17 protein-coding genes are annotated in these 19,256 nt (G+C 67.8%); 12 read left to right on the plus strand and 5 right to left on the minus strand.

All coding sequences use genetic code 11. The features are described 5' to 3' along the window. Nucleotides 1-61 precede the first annotated feature (61 nt). Together tig and K2R93_13255 are read left to right on the plus strand one after the other, a co-directional pair. Nucleotides 62-1,306 carry a trigger factor gene (tig, locus tag K2R93_13250; GenBank protein MBY0490801.1) on the plus strand — a complete coding sequence of 415 codons (1,245 nt, stop codon included), beginning with the start codon at nucleotides 62-64 and terminating at the stop codon, nucleotides 1,304-1,306. 38 nt (nucleotides 1,307-1,344) lie between these two features. Further along, nucleotides 1,345-1,953, plus strand: coding sequence for an ATP-dependent Clp protease proteolytic subunit (locus K2R93_13255; GenBank protein MBY0490802.1), 609 nt, complete (start codon nucleotides 1,345-1,347; stop codon nucleotides 1,951-1,953). Between the two features lie 163 nt (nucleotides 1,954-2,116). On the opposite strand, the gene K2R93_13260 is transcribed toward K2R93_13255, so the two are convergent. After that, nucleotides 2,117-3,487, minus strand: a complete 1,371-nt coding sequence (locus K2R93_13260; protein MBY0490803.1) for a cytochrome P450 — start codon at nucleotides 3,485-3,487, stop codon at nucleotides 2,117-2,119. Then, complete coding sequence (locus K2R93_13265) at nucleotides 3,484-4,239, minus strand: hypothetical protein (GenBank protein MBY0490804.1); 756 nt, start codon at nucleotides 4,237-4,239, stop codon at nucleotides 3,484-3,486. Before K2R93_13265 ends, K2R93_13260 begins: the two co-directional genes overlap by 4 nt. Before the next feature lie 299 nt (nucleotides 4,240-4,538). On the opposite strand from K2R93_13265, the gene clpX reads away from it, so the two are divergent. The 4 genes from clpX (at nucleotide 4,539) to K2R93_13285 (ending at nucleotide 9,597) form a co-directional block, all read left to right on the plus strand. Beyond that, nucleotides 4,539-5,801 carry an ATP-dependent Clp protease ATP-binding subunit ClpX gene (gene clpX / locus K2R93_13270; GenBank protein MBY0490805.1) on the plus strand — a complete coding sequence of 421 codons (1,263 nt, stop codon included), beginning with the start codon at nucleotides 4,539-4,541 and terminating at the stop codon, nucleotides 5,799-5,801. 65 nt (nucleotides 5,802-5,866) lie between these two features. Then, nucleotides 5,867-8,281 carry an endopeptidase La gene (lon, locus tag K2R93_13275; protein ID MBY0490806.1) on the plus strand — a complete coding sequence of 805 codons (2,415 nt, stop codon included), beginning with the start codon at nucleotides 5,867-5,869 and terminating at the stop codon, nucleotides 8,279-8,281. Between the two features lie 6 nt (nucleotides 8,282-8,287). Beyond that, entirely contained in the window at nucleotides 8,288-8,917 is a 630-nt protein-coding gene (gene yihA, locus K2R93_13280) for a ribosome biogenesis GTP-binding protein YihA/YsxC (protein ID MBY0490807.1), read from the plus strand. Continuing rightward, complete coding sequence (locus K2R93_13285; GenBank protein MBY0490808.1) at nucleotides 8,914-9,597, plus strand: hypothetical protein; 684 nt, start codon at nucleotides 8,914-8,916, stop codon at nucleotides 9,595-9,597. Before yihA ends, K2R93_13285 begins: the two co-directional genes overlap by 4 nt. A 17-nt stretch (nucleotides 9,598-9,614) precedes the next feature. Here the strand turns inward: K2R93_13285 and K2R93_13290 are convergent, their stop codons facing one another. Then, nucleotides 9,615-10,124 (minus strand): NUDIX domain-containing protein, encoded by a 510-nt coding sequence (locus K2R93_13290; GenBank protein ID MBY0490809.1) that lies wholly within the window; start codon nucleotides 10,122-10,124, stop codon nucleotides 9,615-9,617. 58 nt (nucleotides 10,125-10,182) lie between these two features. Between K2R93_13290 and K2R93_13295 the strand changes: the two genes are divergently transcribed. Genes K2R93_13295 through K2R93_13310 form a run of 4 tightly spaced genes read left to right on the plus strand, consistent with a single transcriptional unit; the run spans nucleotide 10,183 to nucleotide 15,178 of the window. Next, nucleotides 10,183-11,709 carry a chorismate-binding protein gene (locus K2R93_13295; protein MBY0490810.1) on the plus strand — a complete coding sequence of 509 codons (1,527 nt, stop codon included), beginning with the start codon at nucleotides 10,183-10,185 and terminating at the stop codon, nucleotides 11,707-11,709. A gap of 1 nt (nucleotide 11,710) precedes the next feature. Beyond that, nucleotides 11,711-13,276, plus strand: coding sequence for an FHA domain-containing protein (locus tag K2R93_13300; GenBank protein ID MBY0490811.1), 1,566 nt, complete (start codon nucleotides 11,711-11,713; stop codon nucleotides 13,274-13,276). Beyond that, nucleotides 13,273-14,073, plus strand: a complete 801-nt coding sequence (locus tag K2R93_13305) for a lipopolysaccharide kinase InaA family protein (GenBank protein MBY0490812.1) — start codon at nucleotides 13,273-13,275, stop codon at nucleotides 14,071-14,073. Before K2R93_13300 ends, K2R93_13305 begins: the two co-directional genes overlap by 4 nt. Before the next feature lie 16 nt (nucleotides 14,074-14,089). Next, entirely contained in the window at nucleotides 14,090-15,178 is a 1,089-nt protein-coding gene (locus tag K2R93_13310; GenBank protein ID MBY0490813.1) for a glycosyltransferase family 9 protein, read from the plus strand. Here the strand turns inward: K2R93_13310 and K2R93_13315 are convergent. Then, entirely contained in the window at nucleotides 15,136-15,774 is a 639-nt protein-coding gene (locus K2R93_13315) for a Maf family protein (GenBank protein MBY0490814.1), read from the minus strand. The two genes, K2R93_13310 and K2R93_13315, sit on opposite strands and share 43 nt — an antisense overlap. Before the next feature lie 65 nt (nucleotides 15,775-15,839). Between K2R93_13315 and K2R93_13320 the strand changes: the two genes are divergently transcribed. Beyond that, a complete protein-coding gene (locus K2R93_13320) occupies nucleotides 15,840-17,057 on the plus strand; it encodes an aminotransferase class I/II-fold pyridoxal phosphate-dependent enzyme (protein ID MBY0490815.1) in 1,218 nt (405 codons plus the stop codon). Between the two features lie 65 nt (nucleotides 17,058-17,122). Here K2R93_13320 and dtd read toward each other — a convergent pair whose 3' ends face one another. Beyond that, on the minus strand, nucleotides 17,123-17,602 hold the full coding sequence (dtd, locus tag K2R93_13325; protein ID MBY0490816.1) for a D-tyrosyl-tRNA(Tyr) deacylase: 480 nt from the start codon (nucleotides 17,600-17,602) through the stop codon (nucleotides 17,123-17,125). A gap of 66 nt (nucleotides 17,603-17,668) precedes the next feature. Here dtd and K2R93_13330 point away from each other — a divergent pair, with 66 nt between their 5' ends. Further along, nucleotides 17,669-19,222 (plus strand): hypothetical protein, encoded by a 1,554-nt coding sequence (locus K2R93_13330; GenBank protein MBY0490817.1) that lies wholly within the window; start codon nucleotides 17,669-17,671, stop codon nucleotides 19,220-19,222. Nucleotides 19,223-19,256 lie beyond the last annotated feature (34 nt).

The raw sequence follows: 19,256 nt of genomic DNA on the forward strand, positions 1-19,256 counted from the left end.
CCTCACGTGCGGCCTGTCCGCCCGCTCTCCGTTGTTCCCCTCCCTTGCTAGATTTCTCAAGATGAACATCTCCATCACCCCCACTGAGACGGCCGGCGTGTCCCGGCGGCTCCAGATCACGGTGCCGGCCGAAACGGTCGCGTCGTACGAAGACCAGGCGGCGCGCAAGTACGCGACGCAGGTCCGCATCCCTGGCTTTCGCCCGGGCAAGGCGCCGCCGAGCATGGTGCGCAAGAAGTTCCCCGAGGCGGTCCGTCAGGAAGCCATCGAAATCGTCATCAACGAAGCGTTCCGTGAGGCGATCGAGCGCGAGGGCCTCAAGCTCGCCGCGCAGCCGCACGTGCACGATCTCAAGGCCGAGCCGGGCCAGCCGCTCGAGTTCGAGCTGCACTGCGAAGTGCGCCCCGAGCTCACCCTCGAAAAGATCGACGGCTTCAGCGTCACGCGCACCGAAACCGCGGTGACGGACGAGGCGGTCGAGGAGCAGATCGAGCGCATTCGCGAGCAGAAGGCCGAGTGGACGCCGGTGGACGAGAAGGCGGCGCCCGGTGACATGGTGACGGTGATGCTGTCCACGGCCGACGCCGACGGCACGCTCCCGGAGGGCAAGGAGTATCGCATCGTGCTCGGTGGCGGCCAGGCCATCGCCGGCATCGAAGAGCTCATCATGGAGACGGCCCCCGGCGCGACCAGCGAGCGCAACGTGCGCTGGCCCGAGGACTTCCCCGATGAGGCGCAGCGCGGCGTGACCAAGATGGTGCGCGTCGTGGTGAAGGACGTGAAGCGCAAGGCGCTCCCTGCGCTCGACGACGCGTTCGCGCGCGAGATCGGCGACTTCGACACGATCGAGGCGCTCCGTGCCGCGGTGAAGACGGACATGGGCGAACACGCCAAGCGTGAGGCCGATGCGGAAGTGCGCGGGCAGCTGATCGAGCAGATCATCACCGCCAATCCGTTCGACGTGCCGAAGGCGTGGGTGATGCAGCTGGTGGACGGCTACATGCAGATGTACGGCGTGCCCGAAGCGCAGAAGCAGACGTTTGGGCAGGAGTTCATGCCGATGGCCGAGCGTCAGGTCCGGCGGGATCTGATCGTCGATGCGATCGCCGAGAAGGAGAACCTCGCGGCGAGCGCGGCGGATGTCGACGCCAAGATCGAAGAGCTGGCGAAGGCCCGGAACGCTGATCCGGGCGCGGTGTACGCGCAGCTCCAGAAGGCCAACCGCCTCACGGAGATCGAACGCGAGATCACCGAAGAGCGCGTGTTCACGTGGTTGCTCGAGAAGAATCCCGTCGCGGGCGCGTAAGCCGCCCCGACTTCACTTCCGTACTGGAGAGACGCAGCATGGCATCGATCTACATGCCGTACATCATCGAGCGCTCGAGCCGCGGCGAGCGGACGTACGACATCTTCTCGCGCCTCCTGATGGACCGCATCGTCTTCCTCGGTTCGCCGATCAATGACGACGTGGCCAACATCATCATTGCGCAGATGTTGTTCCTCGACGCGGACAACCCGGAGAAGCCGATCCACCTGTACATCAACTCGCCGGGCGGCTCGGTCTCGGCCGGCCTCGCGATGTACGACACGATGCAGTTCATCAAGGCCCCCGTGTACACCACGTGCATGGGCATGGCCGCCTCGATGGGCGCCTTCCTGCTCTGCGCCGGCGCCGCCGGTCACCGCAGCGCGCTCCCGCACAGCCGCATCATGATCCACCAGCCGTCCCAGAACGGCGGCGGCGGCTCGGCGTCCGACATCGAGATCCAGGCCAAGGAGATTCTCTATCTCCGCAGCAAGATGAACGAGCTCATGGCCAAGCACACCGGCCGCCCGGTCGAGCAGATCGAGCGCGACACGGACCGCGACCGCTTCATGAGCGCCGATGACGCCAAGGTCTACGGCCTGATTGACAACGTGATTTCGTTGCAGGCGGAACTGGCCGCGAGGTGAGCGCGTTGACGAGCACTCGTTGGCATGCGTGAGCGGGTGCCTGCCACGATCACCGTTGTGTAGAGGCCAGGCAGAAGGAGTCAGGGGGGAGTGCGCAACGCGCACTCCCCCCTCCGCTTTCACTTCCCCCTAGACCCTTCCCCCTGGCCCCTGAACTACGGTATCAGTCGAGCGAAGCGACCCGTACCTGCGCACGAATCTCCGTTGCCGGTCTCGTCGTCAGCCTTGCGTATGGCCGCACGGACGAGGCGTCCAACGACACAAAGTCGAACCGCCGCGTGAGCCGCGCCAAAATGAGCGCCGTCTCAATGGTCGCAAACGCCGCTCCCACGCACACGCGCGGCCCCGATCCGAACGGCAGGTAGCTCCCCGGCACCTGCTGCGCTTCGCGTTCCGGCAGGAAGCGGTCCGGATCGAACCGTTCCGGGTCCTTCCACAGCTTCACGTGCCGGTGCATGGACCAGGGCGCGATCATGAGCATCGTGCCGCGCGGCACGCGGCGGCCGGCGATCTCGGTGTCCTTGCCGGCCACCCGCGGCAGGAAGGTGATCGGCGGATAGAGCCGCAGCACTTCGCGGAAGAAGTTGCGGATGTACGGCAGCCGCTTCGTGTGCTCCAGCAGCACGGGCCCGTCGCCGGCGACGCTCGCCACTTCGTCGCGGATGCGCGCCACCACATCCGGGCGCTGCGAGAGGATGAAGAACGCCCAGGTGAGCGAACTCGCCGTCGTCTCGTGGCCGGCCAGAAAGAACACCCCGAGCTGGTCGATCAGCTCCTCACGCGTGAACGGCTGACCCGTGTCCGTATCGCGCGCCTCGAGCACGGCGCCGGCAATGTCGTCGTACTCCGGATGCTTGAGTCGCTCGTCGAGCATGCGCCCCAGCTGCTCACGGATGTTCGCGCAGGCCTCGCGCACGGCCGCCGGCTGCTCATGCGGGCTCCAGGGCTTGTCCCAGAGCAGGCGCTTGAGGTCGATGCTCCCGACCTGTCGCTCGAAGCGCATGAAGTTGTCGAACACCGCCTGGCTCGGCCCTTCGTCGAGCGGCACCGAAAAGATCGTGCGCGTGATGACGTCGGCGGTGAGATGGCTCATGGCGGCGTCGAGCGAGAACACCTCGCCGCTCGCCGCCTGCCGGGCGAGGCGCGCCTCGTAGTCGTCCACCGCCGCGCCCATGAACTCGAAGGCGCGGTTGATGCGCATGTGCGAGAACGCGGGGTCCACCATCTTGCGCTGGCGGCGCCAGGTGTCGCCGCTGGTGACGAACATCGAGTTCCCCACCAGATCCTCGAGCGCTTCCACGAACAGATCGTTCTTGGGGAACGTGTCGTGGTCGGAGAGAATCTTGCTCACCCACTGCGGGTCGTTGACCAGCAGGATACCGCGCCGGGTGTAGCCCAGCGGCGTCACCATTTCGCGGTAGGCGATGTCCGGCAGGAGGCTCAGCAGGTCCTTCTCCCGGCGCCAGATGAGGCGGAGGAGCGAAGGGACCGGTCCGCGCGGCGTCGGCGCTGGCGGGCGCCAGAGCCCCGTCACGCGGCCGCCGTCTGATCGGCCGCGGCCGCGACGCGACGCGGCCGTCGGAAGGCGAGCTGGATCCGCACCTGGTGGTAAATGATGATCACCAGCCCCACCGCCAGCGGGATCGCCCACATCTTGGGGTTGAGGGCATGGCCGGGGGCCAGGCGCACAAAGCCGAAGGCCATGAACGCCGTGTACACCGAGATCCCCGAGCCGACGATCGCCTTCACGTGCTCCAGCTGGTACAGGATCTTGCTGGGCGTGGCCAGCAGGATGAACCAGAGATTCGTGAGCCCCGAGGCCACACCGACCACGGCGAACCACATCATGAGGGCTTCTTTAATCAGCCAGCCCCGATAGGCGCAGGTCAGCGCGGCCAGGATCACCAGTACGTTGATCCCGATATTGGCCCAGTGCCGGTTGGCCTCGTGCTGCTTCTTGTTCCGGATGGTCACCACCCCGTGCCAGACCAGCTGGACGGTGAGGATGGCCAGATAGGCCATCATCCAGCCGAAGATCCCCTCAATGCGGTACTGGGGCCAGTTGAGGGCCACCTGCTTGGGGTGGGTGACGATTGGCGAGGCCAGCGTGGTCATGGCCATGCAGAAGGCCATGGAGGCGGTCACCAGCATCAACCGGGCGTAGATGTTCCCCCACTTCCGGTGGGCCTGGCTGCCCTTGCGCCCGATGACCGGGATCCAGAAGAGGAGCAGACCGACGGCCCCGGTCGAGATATGGACCATCAGGAAGCCTTCGAACGGCCACATGGGAGTGCGAAAACCTCATCCCCGGGGGGAGGGTCCGGGGGTTGCGGGCGGGGGGAGGCCGCGGGACGAAACCGTCCCCGCGGGGTAGCACCGTGACAGCACTCTACAGTAGCGCGAACGAAAGCCCGCGCTATGGGGTTTCCCGGGTGCTGCCGACACTTTCCAAGGTCGGGGTTCGCTTGACCCTGTACGCCAGCAGGCGTTAACTCTACCATGACCAGTGGCGGACTCCCCCGCGAGGGGACCCGTCATGCCGTCTCGCCGGGACCGTTCCCGGCTGCCCACCGTTCCGGATCGACATGTCCCACGACAAGCACCTGCGCTGCTCCTTCTGCGGCAAGTCCAAGGACGCCGTCCGGAAGTTCATTTCGGGCCCCTCGGTCTACATCTGCAACGAGTGCATCGCCCTCTGCAATGAGATTCTTGCCGAGGACGAGGAGCGCGAGGTTGCCGAATCCATCACGCAGGTCCCCACGCCGCGTGAGATCAAGAACATCCTCGACCAGTACGTCATCGGCCAGGAACAGGCCAAGAAGGCGCTCTCGGTCGCGGTCTATAACCACTACAAGCGCATCAATGCCGCCGGGTCGGCGCGGGAAGACGACGTCGAACTCGACAAGTCGAACATCCTGCTGATCGGTCCCACCGGCACCGGCAAGACGCTCCTCGCCCAGACGCTGGCCCGCATCCTCGACGTGCCCTTCACGATCGCCGATGCCACCACGCTGACCGAGGCCGGCTACGTCGGCGAAGACGTCGAGAACATTCTGGTCCGCCTGCTCCAGGCCGGTGACTTCAACGTCGCCGAATGCGAGCGCGGCATTGTGTACATCGACGAAATCGACAAGATCGCGCGCAAGTCGGAGAACCCGAGCATCACCCGTGATGTCTCGGGTGAGGGCGTGCAGCAGGCGCTCCTCAAGATTCTCGAAGGCACCGTGGCCAGCGTGCCCCCGCAGGGCGGCCGCAAGCATCCGCAGCAGGAGTACATCCAGATCAACACCAAGGATATCCTGTTCATCTGCGGCGGCGCCTTCGACGGCCTCGAGAAGATCATCGAGAGCCGCACCGGCAAGCGGCAGCTGGGCTTCGAGACGAAGAAGAGCGACAGCAAGGTGGTGGCCATCAAGCAGACCACCCCCAAGACGCCCTTCGCGGAAGTCGAGCCCGATGACCTGCTCCGCTTCGGCATCATCCCCGAGCTCGTCGGCCGTCTCCCCGTGTGCGTGCCCCTCGAGGCGCTCGACGAAGAGGCGCTGGTGAGCATCCTCAAGGAGCCGAAGAACGCGCTGACCAAGCAGTACCAGCGCCTCTTCGATCTCGAGGAAGTGAAGATCACCTTCGAGGAGTCGGCGTTGCGCGCCGTGGCGCAGAAGGCGCTCAAGCGCGGCACCGGCGCGCGCGGTCTTCGCGCGATCCTCGAAGAAACCCTGCTCGACACCATGTTCGAGCTGCCGACCCGCGACGATGTCGTGGAAGTGCGCGTGACCGAAACCGCAGTCTTGAGCGGCGCGCCCCCACTCCTCGAGATCGCGCCCAAGCGGCAGAAGAAGGAAGCCTGAGCCCGAAAGCCCGCACCTCCGCAAGGACCGGCAGCCCCAGGTTGCCGGTCCTTCCGCTTCGGGACGTGGTGTTGTTCCCCCACGTCGCGATGCCGCTCCTGATTGGCCGTGAAGGCTCGCTCGCCGCCGTCAACGCCGCCGGCGACGGCACCACGCGCGAGATCGTGCTCGTCACGCAGCAGCACGCCGACGTGAACGTGCCGAAGGAGGCCGACCTCTTCCGCGTCGGCGTGCGCGCCCGCGTGCAGCAGGTCAGTCGCGGCGGCAACGGCACCATGCGCATCCTCGTGGACGCCGTCGAACGCGTGCGCATCACCCGCGTGGTGGCGCGTCGGGGGTCCCCGCTGCTCGAGGCCACTGTCGCGCCGTTCCCGATGGCCCACCCGCCCGTGGGGCGTCGGGCCGCCGACCGCGATGCCGCAGCCGATGCCGTGCTCGCCACGGTACGCCATGCGCTGACGCTTTTCGAAGAGTACGCCGGCCTCCAGCGGCGCCTCCCGACCGAAGTCGTGGGGCTGCTGCAGGGGCTCGAAGATCCGGAGCGCATGGCGTTTGGGATCGCCGCGCATCTCCAGGTTGCGATCGAACAGCGCCAGGCGCTCCTCGAAAGCGAATCGCTCGACGCACTCGCGGCCGGGCTCGTGAGCACGCTGGGTACCGAACTCGAACTGCTCAAGCTCGAACGCAAGATCGACGAGCAGGTGCGCGGTTCACTCTTCCAGAACCAGCGCGAGTTCTTTCTGCAGGAGCAGCTGCGCGCCATCCACAAGGAACTCGGCCAGGAAGACGGCGACGAGTTCGAGGAGATGGAGAAGCAGATTGCCGCCCTCGGTCTCCCCGAGGCCGTGGCGACGCGGGCGCATCGGGAACTGCGACGGCTCAAGCGGAGCGCCCCCACGAGTCCCGATGCCGCGGTCGCCCGCGGCTGGCTCGACTGGGTGCTCGGCCTGCCGTGGACCACGCGCACCGACGACGTACTCAACCTCGATCAGGCCCGGGCATCGCTCGACCACGATCACCACGGGCTCAATGAGGTCAAGGAGCGCATCCTCGATCACATCGCCGTGCTCGGCCGCGTCGGTCATCTCCCGGGGCCCATCCTCTGTCTCGTGGGGCCACCCGGCGTGGGCAAGACCTCGCTCGGACGCTCCATCGCCCATGCGCTCGGCCGCAAGTTCGTGCGCATGGCGCTGGGCGGCGTGCGCGACGAAGCCGAAATTCGCGGCCATCGCCGCACGTACATCGGCGCCCTGCCCGGCCGGATCATTCAGGCGATGCGTCGCGCGGAATCGGTGAACCCGGTCATCCTGCTCGACGAGATCGACAAGCTCGGCAGCGACTGGCGTGGCGATCCGGCGGCCGCGCTGCTCGAGGTGCTCGACCCCGAGCAGAACAACGCCTTCAACGATCACTTCCTCGAGGTCGACTACGACCTCTCGCAAGTGCTCTTCATCACGACGGCGAACTCGCTCGGTTCCATCCCCGAGGCGCTGCGTGATCGCATGGAGATCATCCGCATTCCCGGCTATCTCGAGCCGGAGAAGCTGGCGATCGCCGAGCAGTTCCTGCAGCCCAAGCAGCTGGCCGCGCATGGCGTGCCGGTGGAGCGCGTGACGGTCCCCCGCGAGGTGCTCACGACGCTCATTCGCGGCTGGACGCGCGAGGCCGGCGTGCGTGACCTCGAGCGGCGTATCGCGCGCATTGCGCGCAAGCTCGCGCGGCGCTCGTGGGATGGGCGCAGCAAGGTCACGCTGTCGGTGAAGGATCTGCCGGTCATGCTGGGCCCGGCGCCGCATGACGACGAAGACCTGTCGCTCAAGGATCAGGTGGGCGTGGCGTCCGGCCTCGCCTACACGAACACCGGTGGCGAAGTGCTGGAGATCGAGGTCACCGTGCTCCCCGGGCGGGGCCGGTTGCAGCTCACCGGCACCCTCGGCGATGTCATCAAGGAGTCGGCGGCCGCGGCATTGAGCTACGTGCGCGCCCGGGCCCATGCGCTGGGTCTTTCGCCCGACTTCCATCGGACGAAGGATATCCACGTCCACCTGCCGGCCGGTGCGACGCCCAAGGACGGGCCGTCGGCGGGCATCGCGCTGGCCACCGCCCTCGCGTCGGCGCTCACCGGCATTCCGGTGCGCGGCGATGTCGCGATGACTGGGGAGATCACGCTGCGCGGCCGCGTGCTGCCCATCGGCGGCGTGCGTGAGAAGGGCGTCGCGGCGCATCGCAATCGGATCTCGCACGTGATCGTGCCGCACGGCAACGCGAAGGATCTCGCCGAGTTGCCCGACGAGGTACGCGCCGGCGTGACGTGGCATACGGCGAAGTCGATGGACGACGTGCTGGCGCTCGCGCTGCGCGGCACGCCCGTGATGACGCCGGTGCGACGCGCCAAGCCGGCGAAGAAGCGCGGCAAGAAGGCCGCTGCCGCGACCCGCGAACGCGTGGTCATGAGCGGCGATGCCCTCCACACGAGCTGAGCGCCGATGACGACCACCGATCCGCTCGTCATCCGGCATCTCGAGTATCTGGGACCCATGGCCAGCCAGGGAGGCTGGCGGCCGCCCGCAGAGTTGCCGGAGATCGCCTTTGCCGGCCGCTCGAACGTGGGCAAGAGCTCGCTGCTCAACAAGCTGATGAAGCGGAAGGCGTTTGCCCGCGTGTCAAACACGCCCGGGCGCACGCGCGAGATTCACTTCTTCAATGTGAACCGCGAGTTCGTGCTCGCCGACCTACCGGGTTACGGGTACGCGCGCATCAGCAAGGAGCGCAAGGCGGAGTGGCGCCCGCTCATTGAGGGCTATCTGCGCGAAAGCCCGGTGCTGCGCGGTGTGGTGCAACTGCTCGATGTGCGCCACGATCCAACCGACGATGATCTGCAGATGCTCGACTTCCTCGCCGACCTCGGCGTACCCACGATCTTTGCCTTCACCAAGACCGACAAGCTGCGCAAGGCCGAGGTGGCCCCGCGGGTGAAGCAGCTGTGCGATACGCTGGGCCTCGAGGTTGATCAGGTGGTGCCGTTCAGTGCACAGACGGGCGCCGGCCGCGATGAGCTTGCTTCGGCGGTGGTGTCGGTGCTGGCGCTCCCCGACTGGCGGAGCGCACAGCCGTGAGTCGCTCCCGGGCCCTGCTGGTGAGCGCCGGGGCGCTGCTGCTGGCCGCGTGCGCCTCGGCACCTTCGCTGCCCGCGCAGGGTGCGGCGGGGAACACACGCGCCGGCGGACTGCCGGTGGGTGACACGCTCGATGCGAACTGGGTGCCCACCGGCTTTGGCTCGCTGCGGCAGGATGACATCGCGCTCCGCATCACACCGGCCAACGGCCTGCAGGTGCGCGCCATCCCGCTCGACGAGCGGTTCATCCGCCTGCTTTCCCCGGATTCGTATCGCACGCTGCATGATCTGGCCGCCAACCGAGCGACGGCGCTCAATGCCATTCGCGAGCGCAATCGCCTGCCGGCCTACTCGCTCTGGTACGTGAGCTTCTTCGCCCTTGAGCAGGGCGAGACCCGCTTCTCACCGAATGAGCTGATCATCAACAACACCGGGCGCGATTTCCGGCCACTCGACCTGGTGCCGCTGACGCCGGGCTTTGGCGAGTACCGCCTCAAGCAGCGCGAGGTGCAGAGCGCGCTCCTCGTGTTCGACGGGCAGCTCGATCTCAATCAGCCGCTCACCGCCACGATGGAAGGCACCAGCAGCGCCACCGATTGGAGCGGCGTGCTCCAGCGCGTGGAGCGTGAACGGTCGCTGGTACGCAGCCGCGCACAGGCGCAGCGGAAGCCGCCCGAGTAGGCCGGCGGCCGATCAGGTCAGCGCGACCGGTCGGGCACGAGCAGCACGTCCTCGACGGGGCCGGCATCGCCCGACCGCAACAGGTGCATGGCGTAGCGCACGGCTTCGTGCTCGCGGGGCCACGCCAGCTCCCTACAGGCGTCGTCGGGGGTGCGCCACGCGTACGCATCGTGCTCAACGCCCAGCTGGATCGCGGTCGTGGCATCGACCACCGCCGCAAAGACGACGGCGAGCTGGATCGTGTCCATCGGGTGCAAGTAGAACGGGTTGACCGTGAGGCTGTAGAGGCGCTCCACGGCAAGGCCGGTCTCTTCGGCGACCTCGCGCCGCGCCGCCGCGGGCGGCGCCTCGTTGGCCTCGATCCGGCCGTGCACGATTTCCCACGCCCCCGTACACCGCGTGCCGGCGGCGCGGCGGAGGGTGAGTACCTGCCAGCGGCTGGCAGCACCCGCTGGGGCCGGCGCCAGCACCACCACATCCACGACCCGGGCATCGAGCCGGGTTGTCCCGTTGCCAAGCGAAATCATGCTCCAATGCTAGGGCGTCGCTTGCCCCGCAGCGAGCGCTTCGGCGAACTTTCCCGGGATGACCACGTTTGCCGACTTCCGTGTCCGAGCGGAGCAGTGCCTCGCCACCGGCGGGCTTGTGCCCGTCTGGCGCGACTGCCTGCTCGACCTGTGTACGCCCATCTCCGCCTTTGCCAAGCTGCGGCGTGGGCCGTTCGCCTTTTTGCTCGAGTCGGCGATCACGCGTGGGGAGAACTGGTCCCGCTACACCTACCTCGGCTCCGAGCCCCGCGGCGCGTGGCGCCTGCGTGATGGCGTGGTGGAAGACTGGACCCCCGAGCGTGGCTGGCATGGCGCCCGCACGCCCGCGGATCCCATCGCGGACCTGCGGGACATCGTGCGCGACATGCGTCCGGTGGAGGCGCCGGAGCTCGGCGCCGTCTGGAGTGGCGCGGTGGGTTTCATGTCGTATGACGTGGTGCGCCACATCGAGCGTCTGCCGCATGCGCCGCCGCGGGCCCTGCAGTATCCCGATGCCTGCTTCGTGTTCACCGATGCCCTGGTGGTCATCGACAACTGGCGTGGTCAGGCGCGCGTGATTGTGTCGGCGCCGGTTCCCGCGCAGGCGTCTGACGCCGAGCTCGTGGCGTTGCATGCGCGCGCCACGGCAACGCTCGAGGACACGATCGCCCGCCTGCAGGGGCCGGAGCAGCTCCCTGCCCTGCAACTCGATGAGCGTGCCGCGCCCGCGGTGGCGCATTCCCGCTATGATCGCGCGTCGTTCATGCGCGATGTCCAGCGCATCAAGGAGTACATCCTGTCGGGCGACGTCTTTCAGGCGTTGCTCGCGCGGCGCATGGAAGTCACCCTCGACTTCGATACGACGACGCTGTACCGCACCCTGCGCGCGCTCAATCCGTCGCCGTACATGTTCCACCTGCAGCTCGATGGCCTCGAGCTCGTGGGGAGCTCACCGGAGATGATGGTCCGCGTGGCCGATGGCCGGGTCACCGTGCGCCCCATCGCCGGCACGCGGCCGCGCGGCAAGACGCCCGAGCAGGACGCCGCGATGGAAGCCGAGCTGATGGCCGACGAAAAGGAACGCGCTGAGCATGTGATGCTGGTGGATCTCGGCCGCAACGATGTCGGTCGCCTCGCGAAGTACGGCACGGTAGCGGTGACCGATCTCATGGTGGTGGAGAAGTACTCGCACGTGTTTCACATCGTGAGCCAGGTCGAAGGGGAGCTGCGCGACGGCTCGAGTGCCCTCGATGCCTTCCGTGCGGTGTTCCCGGCGGGGACCATGACGGGCGCGCCCAAGGTGCGCGCGATGGAGATCATCGACGAGCTCGAGCCCGAGCGACGCGGTGCGTATGCGGGCGCCCTCGGCCTCATCGGCGCCGGCGACCAGCGCATGGACCTCGCGATCACGATTCGTACCTGCGTCATCGCCGACGGCGTGGCGTCGGTCCAGGCCGGTGCGGGCATTGTGCACGACTCGGTGCCCGAGAAGGAGTGGGAAGAGACCGAGAACAAGGCACGGGCCATGCTCACCGCCATTGGTCGTGCCCGGGCCGCGTCGGCGGCGTCCGCGCCGTCGCGCTGATATGCCACTCGTTCTCGTTTCTGCCGCCGGCGATCGCCGTTTCTCGATCACCGGGACTGCGACCCTGATGGTGGGGCGCGATCCGGTGAGCGATCTCCCGATCCTCGACCCGGCGGTCTCACGGCGCCACGCCGAGGTGCGGCTCGATGAGCGCACGCCCCGCGTGCACGTCACCGATCTCGGCTCCCGCAACGGGACGTGGATCAACGGGACGCGCATCACCCGCGCCACCGCCAAGGCTGGCGATACGGTGGCGTTCGGCACCGTGGTGTTCAACGTGCTGGAGGCGCGCGACGCCGCCCAGCGCCCGACGCCGTCGACGCCTCCCCTCGATTCCGGCGCCACCCTGCTCCGCGAGCGCGTCGTCCCGAGCCGTGAACAGGCGCTCGCTGATGTCGCAGCCGCGCGTGATGCCGCCCCCAAGCGTCTCGCGCAGCTGGTCAGTATTGCCCAGCGCCTGGGCACGTTCACCGATCTCGATCCACTGCTCGAGGCGATCGCCCACGATCTGTTCGTGAGCTTCAACGCCGATCGCGTGGCGATCCTCCTCGCTGGCGCCGATGGCACGCTCGAGACGCGCATCTCGCGGGATCGCACGGGGGCCATTCCACGCCCCGTGCCGCGCGCGATCGCCAGCGGCGTGGCCGAACGCCAGGTGGCCTTGCTGACCAACGATGCCGCCCGCGATGAACGCACCGTGGGCGAGTCGGTCATTCAGCAGTCGGTGTCGTCGGCCATGGCCGCGCCGCTCATCGGTGAGGAACGGCGCACCCTTGGCATTTTGTACGTGGACCACCTCGCCGAGCATCGCGAGTTCGACGACGGGGATCTCGCCTTTCTCGTGGCCTTTGCCGGCATCGCGTCGGCCGCCGTGGAACGCGAACAGCAGACCGAGAAGCTCCAGCAGGCGGCCCGTGTCCGCGAGAACTTCGAGCGCTACTTCACGCCGCAGCTCGCCGAACGGATTGCCGGCGGCCAGCAGTCGGTGCAACCGGGCGGTGTCCGTCAGCGCGTCGTCGTGATGTTCACCGACGTGCGCGGCTTCACGAAGGTTGCCGAGTCGTTGCCGCCGACGCAGATGGCGCAGCAGCTCAACGAGTACTTCGCACGCATGGTCGATTGCGTGTTCCGCCACGAGGGCGCGCTCGACAAGTTCATCGGCGACGCGGTCATGGCGTACTGGGGGGTCCCGGAGCCGGGTGCCACGGATGCGCAGCTGGCCCTGCTGGCCGCGTTCGACATGCAGCGCGAGCTCGCGCAGCTGAACGCGCGATGGCGCCGCGAAGGACGCCCGGAGCTGCTGGTGGGGATCGGCATTCACGCCGGCGACGCGTTTGTGGGCAACATCGGGTCGCCACGGCGGCTCGAGTTCACGCTCATCGGTGACACGGTGAACGTCGCCAATCGGTTGTGCGGGTTGGCTGCCGGCGGCCAGGTGCTGGGGAGCGACGCGCTCTGTGAGGCCCTGCCGGCGATGGAACCGCGTCTGCTGCGCGCCGATCTGCAGGTGCGTCGCAATTCGGGCGAGGATGCCCGCGTGTGGCAGCTCACCGGCGTGCCGGTATGACGATGCTCTCGGAGCTGGTGACCACCGGCAGTCGCGCGACGCCACTGCAGCCGCTGGTCGTGCCCGGCGCGGAGATTCACGCCCGGCCGCCGCTGGCCCCCGAGTTCGCGGCGCTGATTCAGCGCCACGGCACGCTGTACGACTGGGCGTCGTCGCAGCCGCAGCCGCGCGCGCTGCGGGGGCGCGCGCCGGTGTACGTGGCCACGCTCCCCGAGAGCCGCCGCACCGTCGTGGTGCGACACGCCTGGCACGGCGGCCTCCTCGCGCCCTTTACGCGCGATCTTTTCCGACGCCCCACCCGGGCACCGCTCGAGGTGGAGCGCTCGATCGAACTGCGTGCCCTCGGCATCCCCTCCACGGATGTCGTGGCGTACGCGCTCTATCCGGCACCGCTCGGACTCGCGCGCGTGGACGTCTGCACCGCGTACGTGGCCGACACCGCCGATCTTGGCATGATCATCGCCGGGCTCGCGCCGCACATCGATGGCGATGGGGCGTTCGCGGCCACCCTCAATCTGCTCGAACGTCTCGCGCAGCACGGCGTGGTGCACCCCGATCTCAACGTCAAGAACATTCTGGTGCGCACGCCGCCGGGACGCAGCGCCGAGGCACTGGTGATCGATGTCGATGTCGTGCGCTTCGGTGCCACACCGGCTGAGGCGATGGCGCGCAACGTCGCGCGTCTCGAACGATCGCTGTTCAAGTGGAAGCGGCACTTCGGCTGCGAGGTGGCCGAACAGCGCATCAAGGCGTTCACCGCGGAAGCGCTGGCACGGACGCCGCGCACAGCGGCGTGAGTGAGTCGGTGACGCGATGAGCCCGGCCACTCCAACCACGCCGCCGCTCCCTCCGGTGGCCTTCAACCGTATCGGCATCGTGATGATGAGCGCCGTGGGTGATGCGGTGCATGTCATGCCGATCATCCAGGCGCTCAAGGCGCATGCGCCGGCGGCCCGGATTTCGTGGGTGCTGCAACCGGGACCGGCCACGCTGGTGCGCGGCCACCCGCTGGTCGATGACATCGTGCTCTTCGATCGCTCGAAGGGGTGGCGCGGTTTTCTCGAGACGCGCGCCGCGCTGGCGGCCCGTCCCTTCGACGTGGTGCTGGGGCTGCAGGTGTATTTCAAGGCCGGCCTCATCACCGGCTTCACGCGCGCCCCCGTCAAGCTCGGCTTCGATCGGGCCCGCGCTCGCGACGCGAACTGGGTGTTCACTACGCATCGCATTGCGCCGCACCCTGGGCAGCACGTACAGGATCAATACTTCGAGTTTCTCGACGCGCTGGGCGTGCCGCACGCGGCGCCGGTCTGGGGTCTCGGCCCGTGGAACGACGAGGAGCGCGCGTGGCAGCGCCAGTTCCTGGCCCAGTTCGATCGGCCCATCGCGCCGATCGTGGTGGGCACCAGCAAGCCGGCCAAGGATTGGCTCCCCGAGCGATGGGCGGCCGTGTGCCATACGCTGTGGCACGAGCATGGGCTCCAGCCCGTGCTGGTGGGCGGCAACTCCGAGCGCGAGCGCGCCGCCGCGGCGGTGATCGAGCGGGAGGCCCCCATGGCCCATAACGCCCTGGGGAGCGGCCTCCGTCGACTCGCGGCCATTCTGGACGGGGCGGCGGTCGCGCTATCACCGGATACGGGCCCACTGCATCTCGCGGTGGCGCTGCGCACACCGGTCATTTCACTCGTGGGCTATACGAACCCCAAGCGCGTCGGTCCCTACGACTTTGCGAAGGATCTCATGATCGATGCCTACGGCGATCCGGGCGAGGACTATCCGCTCGACATGAGCTATCGCGAAGATCGCATGCCGCGTATCACGGTTGCCGATGTGGAGGCGAAGCTCGCCCACTGGCGCGCGCACTACGCGTCGGCGCGGCTCGCGGCGATCGGCCCGAAGGCGTAGTCGTAGCCCAGCTCCCGCAGCAGGGTCACCAGCCGAAAGAGGGGCAATCCCATCACGGCGAAGAAGTCGCCGCTGATGCGTTCGACGAGCGTCGCGCCAAGCCCCTGAATCCCGTAGCTGCCGGCCTTGTCCATCGGTTCGCCCGAATCGACATACGCCTCGATCTGCGCGCGGGTGAGTTGACCGAACGTGACGGCGACCGTCTCCACCGCCGACCGGGTCGCACCCTGATGGGCGACGGCCACGGCCGTATGCACCGCGTGTTCTCGCCCCGACAGCCGTTCCAGCATGGCGATGGCCTCGTCGCGATCGCGCGGCTTCCCGAGAATGGCCCCATCGATCACGACGATCGTATCGGAGCCGATGACCACGGCCTCCGGATGCTGGACCGCCAGCGTGTGTGCCTTCTCGCGCGCCAAGCGTTCGCAGTGCGGGACGGGGAGCTCGCCCGGCCACACGGTCTCGTCGATGTCGGCCGGCCGCACCGTGTGCGCGATACCGATGAGCGTGAGCAGTTCACGCCGTCGGGGTGACTGCGAGGCCAGGATGACGGGAACGGGAACGGGGAGCGGAGCGTGCGTGGCGGATTCGGGCATGGACTAAGTTTAGAGCATCGTTGATCGGGCGGCAGCACCGCCCTCCATTGCCCACGGATCTGCCCATGTCCGACGCTTCGCACGCCCCGCTCGAACCGCACACCGACACGCACGCCGATACGCACTTCGAAACGCGCGCCATCCGCACGCAGGCGCCGATGTCCGACGCGCACGAACATTCGGTGCCGCTGTATCTCACGTCGAGCTTCCGCTTCGACGATGCCGAGCATGCGCGCGCCCTGTTCGCCGAGGAAGTGCCCGGCAATATCTACAGCCGCTACTCGAATCCGAATACGGACGAGTTCATCGAGAAGCTGTGCCTGCTTGAAGGCGGCGAGGATGGCATCGCCACGGCGAGCGGGATGTCCGCGGTGTTCACCGCGATTGCCGCCAAGGTCCAGGCCGGCGATCACATCGTAGCGGCGCGCCCGCTCTTCGGCTCCACCCACCAGCTCTTCACGCGGGTATTCCCCAAGTGGGGCGTGCGGACCGACTACGCGGATGTGGCGGACACGCAGAGTTGGGAGCGCCTCATCACGCCGGCGACCAAGCTGCTGTTCATCGAAACCCCCAGCAATCCGGGGCTCGAGCTCATCGATCTCGAATGGCTCGGGGCTCTCGCGCGGGCGCGTGGCATTGCGCTCGTGGTGGACAACTGCTTTGCGACCCCGTACCTGCAGACGCCGTTGCGGCTCGGCGCCGATGCCGTCGTGCACTCGGCGACCAAGTACATCGACGGTCAGGGGCGCGCGTTGGGTGGCGCGATCGTGGGCACCAAGGCGTATATCGCCGACTGCCGATTCTTCGCCCGCCACACCGGCCCGGCGATGAGTGCCTTCAATGCGTGGCTGCTCTCCAAGTCGCTGGAGACGCTCGCGGTACGCATGGACCGGCATTGCAGCAATGCGCTGGCGATCGCACAACACTTCGAGGGCCACCCGGCGCTCGAATCGGTACGCTACCCATTTCTGGAATCGCACCCGCAGTACGCGCTCGCCCGCCGTCAGATGCGCCAAGGCGGTGGAATCGTGGTACTGGTGCTACGTGGCGGGCTTGCAGCAGGCCGGCGCTTTCTCGACCGGGTGCGGCTGGTGTCACACTCCGCGAACCTCGGCGACACCCGCACGATCGTCACCCATCCCGCCTCCACGACGCACAGCAAGCTCTCGCCGGCCGAGCGCGAAGCGGTGGCTATCACAGACGGCCTCGTGCGCGTAAGTGTGGGGCTCGAGCATGTGCGCGACATCATCGCCGACCTGGAGCAGGCGCTCGCCGCCGACTGACCGGTCGGCGGCACCGCGCGCTGTCAGCGTTATGTCAGCCTGCGCGGTACATCTTTCGCGTGCGCTTACGACGACTCGTCGGCGCCGGCCTCGCGCTCGAGCCAGAGTGTGACGGGGCCATCATTCACCAGCTCCACGTCCATCATGGCGCCAAACTCCCCCGTCTCGACGGGGAGCCCGCGCTGTCGCAAAAGCATCACCAGTTGGTTATATAGTGCAGTAGCGGGCTCAGGCTTAGCGGCCGCAAGGAAACTGGGACGTCGCCCCTTCCTCGCGTCACCATAGAGGGTAAACTGAGAGACCACGAGCAATGCACCGCCTCGCTCACGGATATCCCGGTTCATCTTCTGGTCGTCGTCGGGAAACAGGCGCAACCCCAGCACCTTCTCCGCCATCCATTCGAGTTCTGCGATGGTGTCGGTGTGGGTGAAGCCCACGAGCAGCAGGTAACCCGCCTCGATGCGCCCGGTCACGCGCGTCGTCTCCGGGGATTCGGTGTTCACGCGGACTTCGGCCCGCTTTACGCGTTGCAGTAGAATTCGCATAGACCCACATTCTGGCCCCGGTTCGATCACATCGAAAGACCGGGGACATTGTGAATCAACACTCCCGTGCAACCTCGTCTTGCGCTCCACTTCGATCTGACGCCGCGTGCTGCGGCGACGGATGCCGACGCCGCCTTTCTTGCGGCGTGCGTTGCCTGGCTCGGTCTTGACCAGGGTCAGCCCCTCAACTGGGACGCGCCATCCAACCACACGCTGGATGGTGGGCGCATTCTCCGCTGGGCGCCGTTCCGCACGCCGACCGCGGCGCTGGCGGACATCGTGGTGCACGCGCCGGATCCGCTCGATCGTGCCCTGCAGTGGTCCACCCATGTCACCTACGTCGTCACGACCAGCGCCTCCGGCGCGGTCCAGCGTCAGGTCAACATCCGGGTAGGCACCGAAGGGGGCGCCAACAACGGGGCACCGCCGCCGGTTCGCCCGCCGCGCCTGCTCGCCGAACTCGACGCCGCGTTCACGCTGGTCTCGAACGATGGCCCGCTGCAGCGCGTCCCGACGCAGCTCGAGGCCGGCACGCTCGACGCCTTCGTGCGCTTCGTGCTCTGTGATCCGGCGCGCACGATGCCGGTGCTGCTCCTCACCGAACTCCCCGACGGCGGCTACGTGTTGCCGCCCGAGCAGTTCGCCGCCGAGATGTTCGGCCTGGGGCTCTGCTTCCAGCTGCGCCACTCCGACACCTTCGCGCTTTCCGATGCCGTCGGCGGGCATGCGCGCTCAGTCTTCCTCGGCTCCGCTCGCGCGTACCTGCCGGGCTTCACGCTCGAGTCCGATCCGTTCCAGCACCCGCTGGTGCTGGCGCGCGCGCTGGCCCTCCCCGGTGAGCGCCGCCGCCTCGTGCAGCGCCTCGCCGAAGTGTCGGTGCAGCGCCCATTCTCCGATCCGGCCATCGCCGACGAACTGCGCGACAAGCGCGCCGAGGCCTACAGCAAGCGCCCCGACGCCGCCGAAGCCCTCGCCGCCGCCGAGTCGGGCGTCGAGATGGACAAGTCGCAGTTGCTCGGCCTGATGCGCCAGCTTGAAGAAGCGGTGCGTGCCGCCGAGGGGGAGCTCGCGCGCACGCGCGAGCGCCTGAACGAGTCCCGCTCGCAGCTCGAAGCCGAACGCGCCGCCGCCCGTGCGCTCCGCACGACGCTCGCCGCGCTCAAGGAGCGGCAGCCGATCAGCAAGCCCGCCTCCGATGCCCCGCAGTCGGTGCTGGAAGCGGTCGAACGGGCGCAGGCGCTCTACTCCGACGCCCTCCGCATCCTCCCGTCGGCGTTTGTCTCGGCGCGCGAGAGCGAGTTCCCCGACCCCGACACCACGTGGGCGTATCTCAAGGCGCTCGGCGAAGTCGGTCGTCGCCGCCAGGATCGCGCCCTCGGTCGCCCGCTCGGCGAAGTGTTTGCCGACCTGGGCGTCGACTACTCCCCGGGCCCCAGCGATCCCGCGCGCAAGACGCCGTATGTCTTCCGCGACGCCGACCGCGAAGTCGAGTGCGCCGATCAGCTCCGAAAGGGCGCCAACCCGCAGACGTGCCTCCGCATCTACTTCGCGAGCACGGAAGACGGCGGGTTCGTGATCGGACACGTGGGACGGCAGGTCGATACGACGGGCGCAAAGTAAACCCACGACCCAGAACGAAAAACCCGAAACCCTG

The organism is Gemmatimonadaceae bacterium (assembly GCA_019752115.1).
GTDB lineage: Bacteria > Gemmatimonadota > Gemmatimonadetes > Gemmatimonadales > Gemmatimonadaceae > Gemmatimonas.